This is a genomic window from uncultured Bradyrhizobium sp. (genome assembly GCF_964252615.1).
In the GTDB taxonomy this organism is placed as follows: Bacteria; Pseudomonadota; Alphaproteobacteria; order Rhizobiales; family Xanthobacteraceae; genus Bradyrhizobium.
The window spans coordinates 41,089-58,336 of record NZ_CAXUNQ010000019.1 but is presented as its reverse complement, the minus strand read 5'-3'; the positions used below and the strand labels follow the sequence as shown (position 1 = coordinate 58,336).

Sequence of the window (17,248 nt, the reverse complement as noted above, 5' to 3'; positions counted from 1 at the left end):
TGCTATCCCCGCAACACGCCGCCGGTTTTTCTCGTCACCTCGGCCACGACCTTGCCGGCGACGGCTTCGATCTCCTGGTCGGTCAGGGTTTTTTCGCGCGGCTGCAGCGTGACCGCGATCGCGACGGATTTCTTCGCCGCGTCGATGCCCTTGCCTTGGTAGACGTCGAACACGACCACGCCGGAAATCAGCTTCCTGTCGGCGCCCTGCGCGGCGCGCACGATGTCGCCGGCCCGAACGCTGCGATCGACGATGAACGCGAAATCGCGCGAGACCGGCTGGAACGACGACAGCTCCAGCGCCGGCTTGGCGCGGGTTGATTTCTGCTTGGCCTCCGGAATGCGGTCGAGGATCACCTCGAAGGCGATCAACGGCCCGTCGGCGCCAAGTTGCTCGAGCACGCGCGGATGCAACTCGCCGAACCAGCCGAGCACGTTGCGCGGCCCGATCTGGACGGTGCCGGAACGGTTAGGATGCAGCCAGGCGGCGCCGCCGGGCATGACCTGCAGCGCCTGCATCGGGCCGCCTGCGGCCGCCAGCACCGCGAACGCGTCCGCCTTGGCATCGAGTGCGGTTGCCTGTGCCGGGCCGGCCCAGTGCCGGCCGAGGCCCTGCGGCGACGCAAAGCCGCGGCGGATGCCCGCGGCGGCAACCAGCTGATCTTCCGGCCGGTCGTCTTTGAAAATCTGTCCGACCTCGAACAGCGCCAGATCCGGAAAGCCCCGGTTGGCGTTCGCCTGCGCGGCGGCGACGAGGCCCGGCAGCAGGCTCGGCCGCATGTCGGACAGATCGGACGCGATCGGATTGGCCAGCGCCAGCGCGGGCGCACCGCCGTCGAACAGCACGGCATGCGGTTTCGAGATGAACGACCATGTCACCGCCTCGATCATGCCGCGCGCGGCCAGCGCGCGCTTGGCGCGGCGGGTGCGCAGTTGAATTGGCGTGAGGACCGGCTTGCGGGGGGCCTCGCCGCGGTTGAACGGCGTCATCGGCACCTTGTCGACGCCGACGATGCGGACGATCTCCTCGACGATGTCGGCCTTGCCCGCGACATCGGTACGCCACGACGGCACCGCGATCTTCACCACCGGGCCGCTGCCGGCCATCATGAAGCCGAGATGGCCGAGGATTCGTTTCATCTCCACCAGCGGCACGTCTATTGCCGCGAGGCGCTTGACCTCGTGCAGCGGAAAATCGATCACGCGGTCTTCACCAAAGGCGTTGCCGACCACGACATTTTCCGACGGCGAACCGCCGCACAGTTCCATTACCAGCTTCGTGGCCATCTCCAGCCCCGGCACCATGAAGGCGGGATCGACGCCGCGCTCGAAGCGGTAGCGTGCGTCCGAATTGATGCCGAGCTTGCGGCCGGTCTGGGCGATGTTGATTTCGTTCCACAGCGCCGATTCGATCAGCACGTCGGAGGTGTTCTCGTCGCAACCCGAAGCCTCGCCGCCCATGATGCCGGCGAGCGATTCCACGCCGTGGTCGTCGGCGATGACGCAGACATCCGAATCCAGCGTGTAGGTGCGGCCGTCGAGCGCCTTGAGCGTCTCGCCGGCGCGGCCGCGGCGCACCGCAAGATTGCCTTTCACCTTGGCGGCGTCGAACACATGCAACGGCCGGGCGCGGTCGTAGGTCATGAAGTTGGTGACGTCGACCAGCGCGTTGATCGGCCGCAGCCCGATCGAGGTGAGGCGCTGTTGCAGCCACGCCGGAGACGGACCGTTCTTGACACCGCGGACGAGCCGCAGCGCGAAGCCCGGACACAGCGAGGCGTCCTCGACGGTGACATGCACCGGACAGGCGAATTCGCCTCTGACCGGCTTGATCGCCGGGTCCTTGAACTTGCCCATGTCGGCGGCGGACAGATCGCGCGCGATGCCGTGCACGCCGGTGCAATCCTGCCGGTTCGGGGTGAGGTTGATTTCCAGCACGGGATCGCCGAGCCCGGCCCATTGCGCGTATGCGGCGCCGATGGGAGCATTGGCCGGCAATTCCATGATGCCGTCGTGATCTTCCGAGACCTGCAATTCGGCGGCCGAGCACAGCATGCCGCGGCTCTCGACGCCGCGGATGGTGCCGACGCCGAGCGTGATGTTCTTTCCGGGAATGAAGGTGCCTGGCGGAGAAAACACGCTTGTAAGCCCGGCGCGCGCGTTGGGCGCGCCGCACACCACCTGCACCGGTGCGCCGCCATCGCCGGTATCGACCATGCAGACGCGCAGCCGGTCCGCATTGGGATGCTGCTCGGCGGAGATCACGCGGGCGATGGTGAACGGGGCGAGCGCCTTGGCCTTGTCCTCGATGTGCTCGACCTCGAGTCCGACCATGGTGAGCTTGTCGGCAAGCCTTTCAAGCGGCTCGTCGGTGTCGAGATGGTCCTTCAGCCAGGAGAGCGTGAATTTCATGGCTGCCGGTTCTTGAAAAGGAGATGAACGGCTAAGGTTCGACGTTGTTCAGCAGACAATCGCCCGAATGATCGAACAGCGATTCGGGCGGAATGAACGAGGTCAAGGCATTGATTTTTGGTATAAAGACGCTGGGAGGGAAGGTAATCCGACCGCATTCGCTCACTCTGAAGCTCGACAGCGCGATTGCCGATAGTCACGATTTCAGGGATTTGATTGAGCGGCTTGTTTTTAAACGCCGTTTTGAGTGTGCCATGATCGAGCGCTCTGTAAACACGCTCATATTCATTTGAGCCACGGCCTTGAAGCAATTCGTCCGCGCAAAGTTTGGCCAGCGCGTGAAACACGGCGTAATATGCGGTGCTAACGGCCCGCCGCTTCAGTGTTAAACTATGGGCGCCATTCTCAGCTAACGTGTTGGCCAATTCCAACAGCCGTTCGATCATCGTCATTGCACGTCACCTTCAGTGCTTTCTTCGTCTGTCAGATCATCCAAATCGGGAGTTGAAGAAACCTGCTGAACGAAAACGAAGCGTTCATCTCCCCGCTTCAAGAGACGATCACGGATTTCATCCGCCGCTTGAAACAAAACCTCGCTGTTGTGAAGGGGCTCTTTCAGGCGAGCGGTCACACGAACAATCGGCTCGCCATCAAAATCCTCAAGAAAATTGACATCGGCATCGACAAAATTTCGGGCAGACAACAGTTCTGACAGTATAGTTTCGACGATTTTTACAGTCTCTTCATTGCTCACCATCGCATTACCCTTGATTGCTTTCACGAACTCAATCCCCCCGCCAGCGTCGGTACCTCGAGCGGCTTGAAGCCGTAGTGGCTGAGCCAGCGCACGTCGCTGTCGAATAGCTGGCGCAAATCGCTCATGCCGTATTTCAGCATCGCGATGCGGTCGATCCCCATGCCCCAGGCGAAACCCTGGTAGATGTCGGGATCGATGCCGCAGGCGCGCAGCACATTGGAATGCACCATGCCGCAGCCGAGAATTTCCAGCCAGTCCTCGCCCTCCCCAAAGCGGATTTCGCCCCTGTCACGGCGGCACTGGATGTCGACCTCGAGCGACGGCTCGGTGAACGGGAAGAACGACGGCCGGAACCGCATATTGATGTGGTCGACTTCGAAGAAGGCCTTGCAGAATTCGTGCAGGATCCATTTCAGGTGGCCGAGATGCGAACTTTTGTCGATCACGAGACCTTCGACCTGGTGAAACTGCGGCGTATGGGTGGCGTCCGAATCAATGCGATAGGTGCGGCCGGGGCAGATGACGCGGATCGGCGGTTTTTGGCTGAGCATGGTGCGCACCTGCACCGGCGAGGTGTGGGTGCGCAACAGCATCCGCGAGCCATTTGCCCCGGGCCCCGACCCGGGGTCGTCCTTCGGATGGAAGAAGAACGTGTCGTGCATCTCGCGCGCCGGATGGCCCTCGGGAAAATTCAGTTTGGTAAAATTGTAGTCGTCGGTCTCGATGTCCGGGCCTTCCGCGATTGCAAAACCCATGTCGGCGAAGATGGCGGTAAGCTCGTCCATCACCTGGCTGAGCGGATGAATGCGGCCCTGCTCGGTCAGGCTTTCGCGCAAGGGGAGGGTGACGTCGATGGTTTCCGATGCGAGGCGCGCATCGAGTGCTGCGGATTTCAAGAGGTCGCGGCGCACGGCCAGCGCCTGTGTGACGTTGTCTTTCGCCAGATTGATTTTCGCGCCTTCGCTCTTGCGCTCGTCGGGCGCCATCTTGCCGAGCGTGGCGAGCAGCGCGGAGATCGACCCCTTTTTGCCGAGTGCCGCGACGCGCACGGCTTCGAGGGCGGCTTCGTCGCCGGCGGACGCGATGTCTGACAGGATTTGGGATTCGAGTTGCGACAGGTCGGTCATGGCCATCCCTTTTGACTAGGATGCTAAGCCGGTGCCCCTAGTCCGTCGTGCCCGGGCCGGTCCCGGGCATCCACGTCTTACAGTATTCGTAAGAAAGAAGACGTGGATGGCCGGGACAGGCCCGGCCATGACGACTTCAAAATCTTCGCAGAGCCCAACGACTGCGGCTCAAGCCGCCAGCGCGGCCTTGGCCTTTTCGGCGATCGCCTGGAATGCCGCCGGCTCGTGAATGGCGAGATCCGACAGTACCTTGCGGTCCACCATGATGCCGGACTTGGCAAGGCCGTTGATAAAGGCGCTGTAGGTCATGCCGAACGGACGCACTGCCGCGTTGAGGCGCTGGATCCACAGCGCACGGAAGGTGCGCTTCTTGCGCTTGCGGTCGCGGAAGGCGTACTGGCCGGCCTTCTCCACCGCCTGTTTGGCGGTGCGGATGGTGTTCTTGCGGCGGCCGTAAAAACCCTTGGCGGCCTTGTAGACCTTCTTGTGCTTGGCGTGAGAGGTCACACCGCGTTTGACGCGAGCCATGACGAATCTCCTTCATATGGAAAATGGGTGACGGACGGCCGCGCGGACGCGGCCCGGCTGAAATGGACGGCTGATGCGGTCAGGCGTTCGGCAAGAAATACTTCTTGATGTTGTCGCCATCGGTCTTGAACATCACGCGGGTGCCGCGAAGCTGGCGAATCTGCTTCTTCGTCCGCTTGATCATGCCGTGGCGCTTGCCGCGCTGGGCGTGCATCACTTTGCCGGTGGCAGTCACCTTGAAGCGCTTTTTAGCGCCCGATTTGGTCTTCAGCTTGGGCATTTGGCTCTCCTGTTGGCCAGCACGCATGACGCGCTCGGAGGCGCGCATGGCCGGCTAAAATGCTCGTTAGAGCGTTGAAAGTGCTAGATTATCGTCAAAAAGGCGATAATCGGCACCGGCATCGACACGGCAGCCCTTGATCAGCCGGGCGATGAAGGTTCGGCTTATGGATTAGTCGGGGCTAATGGGCAACGGCGCTGATTTTGCGGGTACCTTTGCCTTTCGTCACCAACCGGGGTTTGTGGGGGGGCCCCCGCCTGCGGGGGGACGGCTTGTCGAAGCTTGAGCGCTTAACTCACCGCGGTGCCAGGACCATCACCACCTGGCGGCCTTCGAAGCGGGCGTCCTGCTCGACCTTGGCGAAGTCGGCGACGTCGGCCTTGACCTTGTCCAGCAGCTTGGTGCCGATTTCCTGGTGCGCCATTTCACGACCGCGATAGCGCAAGGTGATCTTGACCTTGTCGCCTTCCTCGAAGAAACGCTGCATCGCGCGCATCTTCACTTCGTAGTCATGATCGTCGATCATCGGCCGCAGCTTGATCTCCTTGATCTCGACGACCTTCTGTTTCTTGCGAGCCTCGGCGGCTTTTTTCTGCGCGGAATATTTGTACTTCCCGTAATCCATGATCTTGCAAACGGGAGGATTGGTATTGGGCGAAATCTCGACCAGGTCCATGCCGGCGTCGAGGGCCATCTTCACAGCCGCGGCCGTCTCGACGGTGCCGTGGTTCGTGCCGTCCTGATCGATCAGCTGAACCTGGGCATTGCGGATTTCATCGTTGGTGCGCGGCCCATCCTTGGTTACGGCGGGCGGGGCTCTATTGGGACGGCGAATGGGGACTGCTCCAAGGTTATGAAAAGGAAGGCGATACTTTGAAGGAAGAAGCGGCAGCGGGCAAGCAAACTCGCAAGGTCCCGCGCGAAAACCATCAAATGCGAGACATTTTGGTCACGCCGGCATCCCCGCGTGCAACCCTAAATAGAGGGCGGATATCGGTTCCGCAAGCGGCCGCCACCGCCTCCGTTGACGAAAGCTATGTGCTCAATCAAACAGTTGGAGAAAGAGGCCGCGATGTCATGACCGAAACAGCCGCAGCCATAGCCGGCAACGAACCGGTGTTCAGCGACGTTGGAAGCGGCTCTGCCATGCGAAAAATCGCGGTGCGGGCCCGCGCCGGCGGCGCCCCCGGACTGTTCTGGCTCAGCGGTTTCAATTCGGACATGCAGGGTACCAAGGCGCTGGCGCTGGACGGCTGGGCCGCCGAACACGGCCGCGCCTGTGTCCGGTTCGATTATTCCGGCCATGGCATCAGCGGCGGCGCGTTTATCGACGGCACGATCGGACGCTGGCTGGAAGAAAGCATCGCGGTGTTCGACCGGTTCTGCAACGGCCCGCAGGTCGTGATCGGCTCGTCGATGGGCGGGTGGATGGCGCTGCTGCTGGCCCGCGAAATTGCCCGGCGCCGGGAGCCGACCGGCGCCGGCTTGGCGGGGCTGGTGCTGATTGCCCCGGCCCCGGATTTTACCGAAGAGCTGATGTGGAAAGGATTTCCGCCGCAGGTGCGGCAAGAGATCGAAACCAAGGGCGTCTGGCTGCGGCCATCGGAATATGGCGACCCGTATCCGATCACGCGCCAACTGATCGAGGAAGGCCGCAACCACCTGCTGCTCGGCTCGACAATCGAGGTCGGCTGCCCGGTGCGCATCCTGCAGGGGGCGCGGGATCCGGACGTGCCGTGGCAACACGCGTTCGCGCTGGCGCACCGGCTGCCCGGCGACGATGTGGTGCTGACCATGATTCAGGACGGCGACCACCGCCTGTCGCGGCCGCAGGACGTCGCGCGGATCATCGCGGCGGTTAAGGAGTTTGAGTGAGGATGGCCGTTTTCGTCGTCATGCCCGGCCTCGTGCCGGGCATCCGCGTCACCTTCATCCGACAAGAACGGCGCGGGACCATGGCGCAATCTATGCGACGAAATCAAGTCGCGTCATGGCAGCCAAATCGCCATTCCGCCCGCACGCCATCGTCCGGCTCCGCGCCGATTGCATTCGCGGCCAGCGATTGAAATTGCTCCGGTCCCATCAATCGCGACAGCGCCCATACCGCGGCGCCACGCACCAGCGCACTGTCATCGCCCAGCAGACCGCCGGCCTTGCCTGCGAGCGAGGTATCGGCGGAATTCCCGATCGCGATCAGCACATTGCGGATGAATCGATCGCGGCCGATGCGCTTGACCGGCGATTTCGCGAACAGGGCACGAAAACCGGCGTGGTCGAGACCGGCCAGTTCCGCCAATGCCGGCGCGCGCAACGCTTCGCGCGCGGAAAGTTTTAGTTCGCGCCCCGACCGGGCGAACTTGTTCCAGGGACACACGGCAAGGCAATCGTCGCAGCCATAGATGCGGTTGCCGATGGCCTTGCGGAACTCGCGCGGGATCTGGGCCTTGCTCTCGATGGTCAGGTACGAAATGCAGCGCCGCGCATCGAGCCTGTAGGGGCCCGGAAACGCGGCGGTCGGGCAGATGTCGAGACAGGCCTGGCACGAGCCGCAGTGATCGGGTTCGGCTTGATCGCGCGGCAGATCCAGCGTGGTGAAGATCGCGCCGAGAAACAGCCACGAGCCGAACGCGCGCGAGACGAGATTGGTATGCTTGCCCTGCCAGCCGAGGCTCGCGGCCTGCGCCAGCGGCTTCTCCATCACGGCGGCGGTATCGACGAATACTTTTACCTCGCCGCCGGCGTTGGCGATCAGCCATCGCGCCAGAGTTTTAAGCCGCTTCTTGATCAGGTCATGATAGTCGTCGCCGCGGGCGTAAACCGAAATCGCGCCGCGGGTGCGCTGCTCCAGGATCGCAAGCGGGTTCTCATCCGGTCCATAATTGACGCCCAGCATGACGACGGAGCGCACATCGGGCCACAGCACCCGCGGATCGGCGCGGCGCTCCGGCTTTGCGGCGAGCCAATCCATATCGCCGTGGCCGCCGGATTCGATGAATCTGTGGAAGTATCTGCCGGCGTCGCCGATCGCGCCGGGGTCAGCGACGCCGACGCAATCGAAGCCGAGCGCGAGCGCTTCGCGCGCGAGGCCGGTTTTGAGGGGAGCGTTCACCATCGCCGTCGTCCCCGCGAAGGCGGGGACCCATAACCACCGCTGTATATGTCGATACGATGCCGTTGCCGCACATCCGTCACCGAACTCGAACGGGGGCGTGTATGGGTCTCCGCTTTCGCGGGGACGCGGGAAAGTTCAGCGTTCAGAAATCCAGGTCCACATAGGTGCGCGATGCCGGCACGCCTGCCAGCCATTCGCCCAGCAGCGGACGGAATGACGGGCGGGATTTTATCCGCGCATACCACGCCTTTGCCGCGTCGTCCTCGCTCCATGGCACATCGCCCAGATAGTCGATCGCCGACAAATGCGCCGCGGCGACCAGGTCCGCATAGGTGAGCCGGTCGCCGGCGAGAAAATTCCGCGTTCGCGCCAGCCAGCCGATATAGGCCAGATGATAGCGCACATTGACGGTCGCCGCGCGGATCACGTCCATCGCCGGCGCGCCGCCGCCATTGTCCTCGCTCATGAAACGCTTGTAGATGCGCTCGGTCACCAGAGGACCGCTGGCTTCCTCGAAGAACTTCTCGTTGAACCATGTCGTCAGGCGGCGCACCTCGATGCGCTCGGCCATCGCCACCGGCAGCAGCCGGCGTTCCGCCATGGCGGCGCCGTGGGCTTCGTCGAGATATTCGGCGATGACGCCGGCACCCGGTATCGGCGGGAAACCCTCGGTCATCAGCACCGGCGTGGTACCTGCCGGATTGAGCATCAGGAACGCTTCCCGCCGCTCCCATGCGCGTTCCTCCACCAGACGCAGGTCAAGACCATGCTCCCCCATGGCAAGACGGATGAAGCGCGAATGCGGACAGAACGGGTGATGGAGAAGCGTGAACATGAAGCCCTTGATAGATTCGCGGTACTTAACGAATTCTCACCGGCGGCCGGATTGGCGCGCCAAACTACCTAAGACCACGGTTGAGGCAACCCGCGTTTTTGCATTTTGACGTTGCGGCAGTCATGCGAATAAGCGAGAAGGACGCGGCTTTCGGCGGCAGTCACGGACCAAATCATGATTTCCGATTCGATCAGGGCGGTGGTTCTCGGCGTCGTCGAGGGCGTGACCGAGTTTCTGCCGGTGTCCTCCACCGGCCATCTTTTGCTGGCGGAACGGTTTTTCGATCTCGGCGAGGATAATTTCTGGAAGAGCTTTGCGGTGCTGATTCAGCTCGGCGCCATCCTCGCCATCCTCGCGATCTATTTCGTCAGATTGTGGCGGATCGCGCTCGGCATGTTCTCCAGTCCCGAGGACCGGCGCTTCGTCATCGGGGTGCTGGTGGCGTTTTTGCCCGCGGCAGTGATCGGGGCGGCCGCCGGCGGCTATATCAAGAGCTATCTGTTCAATCCGTGGGTGGTGTGCTTTTCGCTGATCGTCGGCGGCGCCATCCTGCTCTGGGTCGATCAACTCGACCTCGAGCCGCACGAGCACGACGCCACCACGTTTCCACTGCCGATGTACCTGAAGATCGGATTCGCGCAGTGCCTGGCGATGATCCCGGGCGTGTCGCGCTCCGGCGCCAGCATCGTGGCGGCGATGCTGCTTGGCGCCGACAAGCGCGCGGCGGCGGAATTCTCGTTCTTCCTCGCGATCCCGACCATGTTCGGGGCGTTCGTCTACGATCTTTACAAGAACCGCGCGGACATGACGGCGGATCATATCGGCATCGTAGCAATCGGGTTCGCGGTGTCATTCGTCACCGCGATCGTCGTGGTCAAGACGTTTTTGAATTACGTCACCCGGCACGGTTTTACGCTGTTCGCGTGGTGGCGGGTCGTCGTCGGCACGCTGGGCCTGATCGCCCTGGCGCTGGGGAAGTAGCGCAGGTCGTCGCCGCGAAGGCGGGGACGACGATAGGCTACGCGCTCTTCTTCTGAAACTGTCCGGCGGCGCGGAAGCGCCAGAGGTACTGCGGCGCGATGGCCTCCAGCGAATCCGGGGTGATGCCGAGGCCCTGCAGCGTCAGGCCTGCGGCGCGGGCCGCGTCCGATACCACATTGTCGCTGCGCAGCAGCGCGACCTGATCCGGCGTGAGCTTCAAGGCTCCCGGCGCGAACTGCAGCGCCAGCGCCTGCAGGTTTGCGAGGCCGAACGGCAGCGACATCAGCACGCGCTTGCGTTCGATCACACGGAGGATGATTTCCATGATCTCGCGCATGGTCAGCACTTCCGGGCCGCCGAGCTCATAAATGGCGCCCGGCACGGTCTTGCCGTCGACGGCGTCGGCGACTGCGGTGGCGACGTCACCGACATAGACCGGCTGCAATTTCGTCAATCCGCCGCCGATCAGCGGCAGCATCGGCGATATCCGCGCCAGCGCGGCGAAACGGTTGCTGAACTGATCCTCGGGGCCGAACACCACCGAGGGCCGCAGGATCGTCGCGGAGGGCACGGCCCCGAGCACCGCCCTTTCGCCGGCTGCTTTGGAGCGTCCGTAGCGTGCGGGCGAATTCTCATCGGCGCCGATGGCGGAGACATGGACCATCCGCGCGCCGGCGGCATGCGCGGCCCTTGCCACGGCGCCGGCGCCAGCCCCCTGTACCGCGTCGAATTTCTGCGCGCCGCTTTCAGCCAGGATACCGACCAGGTTGACCGCGGCGTGGCTGCCATGCAGGGCGGCCGCGATCGAGGCCGGATAGCGCAGATTCGCCTGCACCGCGTGGATTTGGCCGACCTTGCCGAGCGGCTGCAGATGGCCGGCGAGTTCCGGGCGGCGCACCGCCACCCGGATGCGGTAGTCGCGCTTGGCCAGGGCGCGGACCACGTGCCGGCCCAGAAAACCCGATCCGCCGAAAACCGTAACCAGGGTGTCGATATTGGAGGGCATGGGACGGATCCTGCAGGCAAATTGATCGATCGCGCGGTGTTTCGGCGTTTCGCGATACGCCATGGCGCCGGCGCTGTACAGCGCATTTGGGCGGCACGCCGACGATTTGACAAGCGCGCGGCCGACCAATAGTAACCGGCCCGGGCCCAGGTGGCGGAATTGGTAGACGCGCTGGCTTCAGGTGCCAGTGGCTTAACGGCCGTGAAGGTTCGAGTCCTTTCCTGGGCACCATTTGCCCGAGCCCTGATCCCGTTCATGGCATTTCAACGCCAGTTTGGATTCCATCGATTCGACGCGTCCGCCGAGAGACCGAGACATCATGACCATCCGCCTGCATCGCGGCGATCTGCCGGATTTGTCGCGCTATACCGGTTCGGTGGCGATCGATACCGAGACCATGGGCCTGCACCCGCATCGCGACCGGCTCTGCGTGGTGCAACTGTCGCCTGGCGACGGCAGCGCCGATGTGGTGCAGATCCCGCAGGATCGCGGCGACGCGCCGAACCTCAAGGCGCTGCTCGGCAATCCCGGCATCACAAAAATTTTTCATTTCGCGCGGTTCGATCTCGCGGCGCTTTATAATGCGTTCGGCGTGATGCCGCGGCCGGTGTACTGCACCAAGATCGCCTCCCGGCTTTGCCGCACCTATACCGACCGCCACGGCCTGAAGGATCTGGTGCGCGAGGTGCTCGGCATCGACCTGTCGAAGCAGCAGCAGTCGAGCGACTGGGGCTCGCAAAGCTTGAGCGACGCGCAGCTCGCTTATGCCGCCTCCGACGTGCTGCATCTGCATGGCCTGCGCCAGCGGCTCGATGCCATGCTGGCGCGCGAGGGCCGCAGCGAACTGGCCGAGGCGTGTTTCGCGTTTCTGCCGACGCGGGCGAAACTCGACCTGCAGGGCTGGGACACCGAGGACATTTTCGCGCATTCGTGACGAACCCGCGGAACAGCGTCGAGAACGCCGCATTGCATCGGCGGCACCATGGCGCACCGGTCCGCCCCGTTTCGGTCACACTGATCGTTCTGATGAGGCTGTATAATCAGGCATTTCGGCGTAGATTATCCGGGTCGGGCCTCAAAACGTTCTTTGGCGCTTCGGAGCAGCGGTGCATTCGGTTCAGAATCCAGCCATTCAAGCCGGAATGGATGCGCGGTTTGCCATCGCCGCGCGCCACAGCCGCATGGTGCGCATATTGCGCGTCGCGGTTCCGACGGTGGTGGTGCTGGCGATGACCGGGGTGGTGGCGATCTCGATCTTCAATCCGTTTCGCGCCTTGATGAAACAGTTGCCGGTCGATATCGACAACCTCGTCGTGTCCGGGAGTAAGATCACCATGGAATCGCCGCACATGTCGGGCTTCTCACCGGATCAGCGGCCGTATGAATTATGGGCCAAAACCGCGACCCAGGACCTGACCGATCCCGATCGCGTCGAACTGAAGGTATTGCGGGCCAAGATACTGCAGGAAGATCGCTCGACCGTGACGATGGAGGCCCGCACCGGGCTGTTCAATACCAAGTCGCAGATCCTTGATCTGCGCAAGGACATCTTCCTGCAATCCTCCACCGGTTATGAAGCGCGGCTGTCCCAGGCCCTGCTCGATATCGCCAAGGGCACCGTGACTTCGGAGGAACATGTCGACGTCAAACTGCTGAACGGAACGCTCACCGCCGACAAGCTTCGGATTACGGAAAAGGGTGAGCTGATTCGATTCGAGGGCCACGTGGTGATGAACCTGATCATGGACAACCTCGAGCCCGCCGCCGCCGAGCCCGTCAACGAGCCTGCACGCGAACCGGCGGCGGTGCAGCCAACCAAAGCGCGGCCGTCAACGGGCAAGCGCGCCAACGCGAAGTGAATTTTGAGATGACGTTGCTCCATCGCAAGACAGCCCGGCGTTTCCAGCGCGGGATCCATGCCGGGTCGCTTGCGCTCGCGCTGATGACAGGCGGCGCGCATGCACAGAGCGCGGTGAAAGGCGTGCCCAACGCCATGCAGGGTTTTTCGCAAAATCGCGACCAGCCGATCCAGATCGAGGCGGCATCGCTGGAGATGCGCGACAAGAAGAAAGAAGCGACCTTCGCCGGCAATGTGAAGGTGGTGCAGGGCGATACCACCATGACGGCGAAGGCGCTGGTGGTGTTCTACGATCAAAGCAACGCGCCGGCACCGCCGGCCGCTTCCAAAGGCGCGAAGGCGGGTCCGATCCAGTCGGCAACCCCGGGTCCCGGCGGCAGTTCGTCGATCCGCCGGCTTGAGGCGAGAGGGAGTGTCGTCGTTACCCAGAAAGATCAGATCGTGACCGGCGAAACGGCGATCTTCGACACCAAAGCCAACCAGGTCACCATGCAGGGCGGTGTGGTGCTCACCCAGGGCCAGAATGTGCTGCGCGGCGACCGTCTGGTGGTGGACATGACCACCGGGATATCGCGCGTCGAATCCGAGACCGGACGCGTGCAGGGCCTGTTCCAGTCCTCGGGCGGCAGCGGCCCGCCTGCGATTCCCGGCATGCCGACTTCCGTGCCGGCGCCTGCCGCTCCGGGTGCCGCAAATAAACCGAAATAATATCAAACAGTTATTCGGAACATCCAGGCGCCACGGTTGAACCTGCCGGCGCGAGCCTGTATCTACGGCTCGGCCCGATGGCGGTGCATACGGTGTTTTTCTGGGCAAGCGGCCGCACCTCCTTCATGCTGCATGCGCAAAATCGAATCGCCGCGGCGTTTTGAGCGGATCAACTTGAAAGGCTGAGCAAGCGGGTATGGTGGATTTACTCGGCATGTTCCGTCGGCGCGCTTCGAAACGCGGTCCCAAAGGATTTGCGCGGTCGCATGAGGACATCACTGCGCTCGGCGACGACGTCGGCGGCATGCTGGCTCAGCCGGTGCGGGATGCTCCGCCGATCGCGCGCGACCCGCTCCGCGAAGCGCCGGTGTTGAAGCGGGAGGCCCCGCCTCCGGTTGCGGAAAAACCCCGGCCGCGCGCCGCAGGCAACGGCGCGGCGCCGCGGTTCGCCACCAAGGCCGGCTACCTCGCGGTTCACAGCGTGGAAAAGAGTTTCGGCTCGCGGCAGGTGGTGCGCGGTGTCAGCATCTATGTCCGGCGCGGCGAGGCGGTGGGTTTGCTCGGTCCGAACGGCGCCGGCAAGACCACGGTGTTCTACATGATCACCGGACTGATCAAGGCGGATCGTGGCGCCATCGAACTGGATGGCCATGACGTCACCAAGCTGCCGATGTATCAGCGCGCCCGGCTCGGGATCGGTTACCTGCCGCAGGAAGCGTCGATCTTTCGCGGCCTCACCGTGGAGCAGAATATCCGCGCGGTGCTCGAGGTGGTCGAACCCTCGAAAAAAAAGCGCGAGGCCGAGCTGAGCTCGCTGCTCGACGAGTTCAACATCGGACGCTTACGTAAAACGCCATCGATCGCACTGTCCGGCGGTGAACGCCGCCGCGTCGAAATCGCGCGCGCGCTGGCGACGCGGCCGAATTACATGCTGCTCGACGAGCCGTTCGCCGGCATCGATCCGATTGCAGTCGGCGATATTCAGGATCTGGTCCGGCATCTCACCAACCGCGGCATCGGCGTGCTGATCACCGACCATAATGTGCGCGAAACGCTGGGCCTGACCGACCGGGCCTATATCGTCTATGCCGGTGAAATTCTGACCGAGGGCAATCCGGACGAGATCGTCAACAACCCGGATGTACGGCGTCTTTACCTTGGCGAGGAATTCCGCCTGTAACCCAAATTTACAATTCGTCAAGCCGTATACATCAGCTTTCGAGTAGTTTAAGCAAGAATCGGACCAACTTTGGACCGCTCTTGGTTGTGGTGCTTGATACATGGCGTTGTCGCAGAGATTAGAGTTCCGCCAGTCGCAGTCGCTGGTCATGACGCCGCAGCTGATGCAGGCGATCAAACTGCTGCAGCTGTCGAACCTCGATCTGGCGACCTTTGTCGAGGATGAACTGGAACGCAATCCGCTGCTTGAGCGCGGCAATGACGGCACCGAGCCGCCGGTGCCGGGCGAGCCGGCGCCGGAACGCGCCGAGTTCTCCGACCGCGACGACGCCGGCTCCGATGAGGGCTATGGTGACCGTCCGGAATCCGCCCATGGCGCAGGCGGCGACGGGTTCGAACCCGCCCCGGAGGAGTGGCTGAACCGCGATCTCGGCAGCCGCGCCGAGATCGAGCAGACCTTGGACACCGGGCTCGACAACGTCTTTCCCGAGGAGCCGGCCGAGGCCGCCGCGCGCACCGCGCAGGACGCCGCCCCGACCGCCTACACCGAATGGGGCGGCGGCGCGTCGAACGACGACAGCTACAATCTGGAAGCCTTTGTCGCCGCCGAGGTCACGCTGGGCAGCCATCTTGCGGAGCAACTGGCGGTGGCCTTCGCCGCGCCGTCGCAGCGCATGATCGGACAATATCTGGTCGACCTGGTGGACGAAGCGGGCTACCTGCCGCCGGATCTCGGCCAGGCCGCCGAGCGGCTCGGCGCTTCCGCCCGCGACGTCGAAACCGTGCTTGCGACCCTGCAGAAATTCGATCCGCCCGGCGTCTGCGCGCGGACGTTAAGCGAATGCCTCGCGATCCAGCTGCGCGAGCTCAACCGGTATGACCCGGCGATGCAGGCGCTGGTCGAGCATCTCGATCTGCTGGCCAAGCGCGATATCGGAAGTTTAAGAAAACTCTGCGGCGTCGATGACGACGATCTTGCCGAGATGATCGCCGAAATCCGAAGGCTCAATCCGAAGCCGGGGCTGAAGTTCGGCTCGGCGCGGATGCAGACCGTGGTGCCGGACGTGTATGTACGGCCCGGCCCGGACGGCGGCTGGCATGTCGAACTCAACAGCGACACCTTGCCGAGGGTGCTGGTCAATCAGGTGTATTATTCCGAACTGTCGAAGACGATCCGCAAGGATGGCGACAAATCCTATTTCACCGATTGCCTGCAGAATGCGACGTGGCTGGTGCGCGCGCTCGACCAGCGCGCCCGGACCATCCTCAAGGTCGCTACCGAAATCGTTCGCCAGCAGGACGGATTTTTCACGCAGGGCGTGGCTCACCTGAGGCCGCTCAATCTCAAGGCGGTGGCGGACGCGATCCAGATGCACGAATCGACGGTGTCGCGCGTCACCGCCAACAAATACATGGCGACCAATCGCGGCAGTTTTGAACTGAAGTATTTCTTCACTGCGTCGATCGCCTCCGCGGACGGCGGGGAAGCCCATTCCGCGGAAGCCGTCCGTCACCACATCAGGCGATTGATCGACGCCGAAAGCCCGGTCGTGATCCTGTCGGACGACACCATCGTGGAACGATTGCGCGAGTCGGGTATTGATATTGCCCGCCGCACCGTGGCGAAATATCGCGAGGCGATGCGCATTCCGTCCTCGGTGCAGCGCCGCCGCGACAAGCAGAGCATGCTCGGCCATGCACTCTCGGCGCCTGCCGGATCGTCCGACCGGTCCCGCGACATCGCACCGGCTTGATCAGCGGCGGCCAATCTGGATAGTGCTTCCTCAACCCTGGACGAAACGAGGCATGACATGACCGTACGGGTCTCGGGCAAAAGCATCAGCGTTGGCGACGCATTGCGGGGACGGGTCAGCGAACGCACCGAAGAAGTCCTGCGCAAATATTTCGACGGCAATTATTCCGGGCATATCACGCTGAGCAAGGACGGTTTCGGCTTCCGTACCGATTGCGCGCTGCATCTGGATTCCGGGATTACCCTCGAGGCCGAGGCCAATGCAGCCGACGCTTACGCCAGCGCCGACCAGGCGCTGGCGATGATCGAAAAACGGCTGCGGCGCTACAAGAGCCGGCTCAAGGACCGCTCCGCGCGGAAGACGCACGCGGCTGCGGCGGCGATCGCGGAAATGGACATGCCGGCGCTGGACGCGCCGAGCTATGTCATTGAAGCCCCGGTACCGGACGGCGACGACGAGGTGACCGGCTATAATGCAGTCATCATCGCCGAAGCGACCACCTCGCTGAAACGGCTGTCGGTGAGCGAGGCGGTGATGGAGCTGGATTTGACCGGCGCCGCCGTAATCGTATTCCAGCATGGCAGCAGCGGCCGCGTGAACATCATCTACCGGCGCGCAGACGGCAATGTCGGCTGGATCGATCCGCCGGTGGTGAACTCCGGTGGTTAACGGAGGAACCGGCATTGACGCCCCCGAAGGCGGTCCCTATAAG

18 protein-coding genes and 1 tRNA gene are annotated in these 17,248 nt (G+C 63.2%); 9 read left to right on the top strand and 10 right to left on the bottom strand.

From position 1 onward, the window contains the following. Window positions 1-2: 2 nt before the first annotated feature. The 7 genes from pheT to infC form a co-directional block, all read right to left on the bottom strand. Entirely contained in the window at window positions 3-2,411 is a 2,409-nt protein-coding gene (pheT, locus tag ACFE72_RS12420) for a phenylalanine--tRNA ligase subunit beta (RefSeq protein ID WP_375413394.1), read from the bottom strand. Beyond that, window positions 2,408-2,863 carry a hypothetical protein gene (locus ACFE72_RS12415; protein WP_375413393.1) on the bottom strand — a complete coding sequence of 152 codons (456 nt, stop codon included), beginning with the start codon at window positions 2,861-2,863 and terminating at the stop codon, window positions 2,408-2,410. The genes pheT and ACFE72_RS12415 overlap by 4 nt, the downstream gene beginning before the upstream one ends. Next, the gene (locus ACFE72_RS12410) at window positions 2,860-3,192 is read right to left on the bottom strand and encodes a hypothetical protein (protein ID WP_375413392.1); all 333 of its coding nucleotides are present in this window, start codon (window positions 3,190-3,192) and stop codon (window positions 2,860-2,862) included. Before ACFE72_RS12410 ends, ACFE72_RS12415 begins: the two co-directional genes overlap by 4 nt. After that, entirely contained in the window at window positions 3,189-4,295 is a 1,107-nt protein-coding gene (pheS, locus tag ACFE72_RS12405) for a phenylalanine--tRNA ligase subunit alpha (RefSeq protein ID WP_375413391.1), read from the bottom strand. Before pheS ends, ACFE72_RS12410 begins: the two co-directional genes overlap by 4 nt. Window positions 4,296-4,463: 168 nt before the next feature. Further along, window positions 4,464-4,823 carry a 50S ribosomal protein L20 gene (rplT, locus tag ACFE72_RS12400; protein ID WP_375413390.1) on the bottom strand — a complete coding sequence of 120 codons (360 nt, stop codon included), beginning with the start codon at window positions 4,821-4,823 and terminating at the stop codon, window positions 4,464-4,466. 79 nt (window positions 4,824-4,902) lie between these two features. Then, window positions 4,903-5,103 (bottom strand): 50S ribosomal protein L35, encoded by a 201-nt coding sequence (rpmI, locus tag ACFE72_RS12395; RefSeq protein ID WP_375413417.1) that lies wholly within the window; start codon window positions 5,101-5,103, stop codon window positions 4,903-4,905. 295 nt (window positions 5,104-5,398) lie between these two features. After that, window positions 5,399-5,938 carry a translation initiation factor IF-3 gene (gene infC / locus ACFE72_RS12390; protein WP_375413416.1) on the bottom strand — a complete coding sequence of 180 codons (540 nt, stop codon included), beginning with the start codon at window positions 5,936-5,938 and terminating at the stop codon, window positions 5,399-5,401. A 242-nt stretch (window positions 5,939-6,180) separates the two neighbouring features. Between infC and ACFE72_RS12385 the strand changes: the two genes are divergently transcribed. Then, window positions 6,181-6,978 carry an alpha/beta hydrolase gene (locus ACFE72_RS12385; RefSeq protein WP_375413389.1) on the top strand — a complete coding sequence of 266 codons (798 nt, stop codon included), beginning with the start codon at window positions 6,181-6,183 and terminating at the stop codon, window positions 6,976-6,978. Window positions 6,979-7,081: 103 nt separating this feature from the next. On the opposite strand, the gene queG is transcribed toward ACFE72_RS12385, so the two are convergent. Continuing rightward, window positions 7,082-8,215 (bottom strand): tRNA epoxyqueuosine(34) reductase QueG, encoded by a 1,134-nt coding sequence (gene queG / locus ACFE72_RS12380; protein ID WP_375413388.1) that lies wholly within the window; start codon window positions 8,213-8,215, stop codon window positions 7,082-7,084. 142 nt (window positions 8,216-8,357) lie between these two features. Further along, window positions 8,358-9,050: a glutathione S-transferase family protein gene (locus ACFE72_RS12375; protein WP_375413387.1), complete on the bottom strand. Its 693-nt coding sequence runs from the start codon at window positions 9,048-9,050 to the stop codon at window positions 8,358-8,360. 174 nt (window positions 9,051-9,224) lie between these two features. Between ACFE72_RS12375 and ACFE72_RS12370 the strand changes: the two genes are divergently transcribed. Next, on the top strand, window positions 9,225-10,031 hold the full coding sequence (locus ACFE72_RS12370; RefSeq protein ID WP_375413386.1) for an undecaprenyl-diphosphate phosphatase: 807 nt from the start codon (window positions 9,225-9,227) through the stop codon (window positions 10,029-10,031). 37 nt (window positions 10,032-10,068) lie between these two features. Here the strand turns inward: ACFE72_RS12370 and ACFE72_RS12365 are convergent, their stop codons facing one another. Further along, window positions 10,069-11,037, bottom strand: coding sequence for a complex I NDUFA9 subunit family protein (locus tag ACFE72_RS12365; RefSeq protein WP_375413385.1), 969 nt, complete (start codon window positions 11,035-11,037; stop codon window positions 10,069-10,071). 144 nt (window positions 11,038-11,181) lie between these two features. Between ACFE72_RS12365 and ACFE72_RS12360 the strand changes: the two genes are divergently transcribed. The 7 genes from ACFE72_RS12360 (at window position 11,182) to hpf (ending at window position 17,205) form a co-directional block, all read left to right on the top strand. Continuing rightward, window positions 11,182-11,268, top strand: a tRNA-Leu gene (locus ACFE72_RS12360). An 88-nt stretch (window positions 11,269-11,356) separates the two neighbouring features. Continuing rightward, the gene (locus tag ACFE72_RS12355; RefSeq protein ID WP_375413384.1) at window positions 11,357-11,971 is read left to right on the top strand and encodes a ribonuclease D; all 615 of its coding nucleotides are present in this window, start codon (window positions 11,357-11,359) and stop codon (window positions 11,969-11,971) included. A 172-nt stretch (window positions 11,972-12,143) separates the two neighbouring features. Then, window positions 12,144-12,896, top strand: coding sequence for an LPS export ABC transporter periplasmic protein LptC (gene lptC / locus ACFE72_RS12350; protein ID WP_375413383.1), 753 nt, complete (start codon window positions 12,144-12,146; stop codon window positions 12,894-12,896). 8 nt (window positions 12,897-12,904) lie between these two features. Then, complete coding sequence (locus tag ACFE72_RS12345) at window positions 12,905-13,603, top strand: LptA/OstA family protein (RefSeq protein ID WP_375413382.1); 699 nt, start codon at window positions 12,905-12,907, stop codon at window positions 13,601-13,603. Window positions 13,604-13,799: 196 nt separating this feature from the next. Next, complete coding sequence (gene lptB / locus ACFE72_RS12340; protein ID WP_375413381.1) at window positions 13,800-14,783, top strand: LPS export ABC transporter ATP-binding protein; 984 nt, start codon at window positions 13,800-13,802, stop codon at window positions 14,781-14,783. Window positions 14,784-14,883: 100 nt separating this feature from the next. Further along, window positions 14,884-16,536, top strand: coding sequence for an RNA polymerase factor sigma-54 (gene rpoN, locus ACFE72_RS12335; protein WP_375413380.1), 1,653 nt, complete (start codon window positions 14,884-14,886; stop codon window positions 16,534-16,536). Window positions 16,537-16,593: 57 nt separating this feature from the next. Beyond that, window positions 16,594-17,205, top strand: a complete 612-nt coding sequence (gene hpf, locus ACFE72_RS12330) for a ribosome hibernation-promoting factor, HPF/YfiA family (protein WP_375413379.1) — start codon at window positions 16,594-16,596, stop codon at window positions 17,203-17,205. The last annotated feature ends 43 nt before the right edge of the window (window positions 17,206-17,248 follow it).

What these genes read in the sequence shown, in the direction of transcription:
- pheT (WP_375413394.1), bottom strand. Translation starts at nt 2,411, where the DNA reads ATGAAATTCACGCTCTCCTGGCTGAAGGACCATCTCGACACCGACGAG.
- ACFE72_RS12415 (WP_375413393.1), bottom strand. Translation starts at nt 2,863, where the DNA reads ATGACGATGATCGAACGGCTGTTGGAATTGGCCAACACGTTAGCTGAG.
- pheS (WP_375413391.1), bottom strand. Translation starts at nt 4,295, where the DNA reads ATGACCGACCTGTCGCAACTCGAATCCCAAATCCTGTCAGACATCGCG.
- rplT (WP_375413390.1), bottom strand. Translation starts at nt 4,823, where the DNA reads ATGGCTCGCGTCAAACGCGGTGTGACCTCTCACGCCAAGCACAAGAAG.
- rpmI (WP_375413417.1), bottom strand. Translation starts at nt 5,103, where the DNA reads ATGCCCAAGCTGAAGACCAAATCGGGCGCTAAAAAGCGCTTCAAGGTG.
- ACFE72_RS12385 (WP_375413389.1), top strand. Translation starts at nt 6,181, where the DNA reads ATGACCGAAACAGCCGCAGCCATAGCCGGCAACGAACCGGTGTTCAGC.
- queG (WP_375413388.1), bottom strand. Translation starts at nt 8,215, where the DNA reads ATGGTGAACGCTCCCCTCAAAACCGGCCTCGCGCGCGAAGCGCTCGCG.
- ACFE72_RS12375 (WP_375413387.1), bottom strand. Translation starts at nt 9,050, where the DNA reads ATGTTCACGCTTCTCCATCACCCGTTCTGTCCGCATTCGCGCTTCATC.
- ACFE72_RS12370 (WP_375413386.1), top strand. Translation starts at nt 9,225, where the DNA reads ATGATTTCCGATTCGATCAGGGCGGTGGTTCTCGGCGTCGTCGAGGGC.
- ACFE72_RS12365 (WP_375413385.1), bottom strand. Translation starts at nt 11,037, where the DNA reads ATGCCCTCCAATATCGACACCCTGGTTACGGTTTTCGGCGGATCGGGT.
- ACFE72_RS12355 (WP_375413384.1), top strand. Translation starts at nt 11,357, where the DNA reads ATGACCATCCGCCTGCATCGCGGCGATCTGCCGGATTTGTCGCGCTAT.
- ACFE72_RS12345 (WP_375413382.1), top strand. Translation starts at nt 12,905, where the DNA reads ATGACGTTGCTCCATCGCAAGACAGCCCGGCGTTTCCAGCGCGGGATC.
- lptB (WP_375413381.1), top strand. Translation starts at nt 13,800, where the DNA reads ATGGTGGATTTACTCGGCATGTTCCGTCGGCGCGCTTCGAAACGCGGT.
- rpoN (WP_375413380.1), top strand. Translation starts at nt 14,884, where the DNA reads ATGGCGTTGTCGCAGAGATTAGAGTTCCGCCAGTCGCAGTCGCTGGTC.
- hpf (WP_375413379.1), top strand. Translation starts at nt 16,594, where the DNA reads ATGACCGTACGGGTCTCGGGCAAAAGCATCAGCGTTGGCGACGCATTG.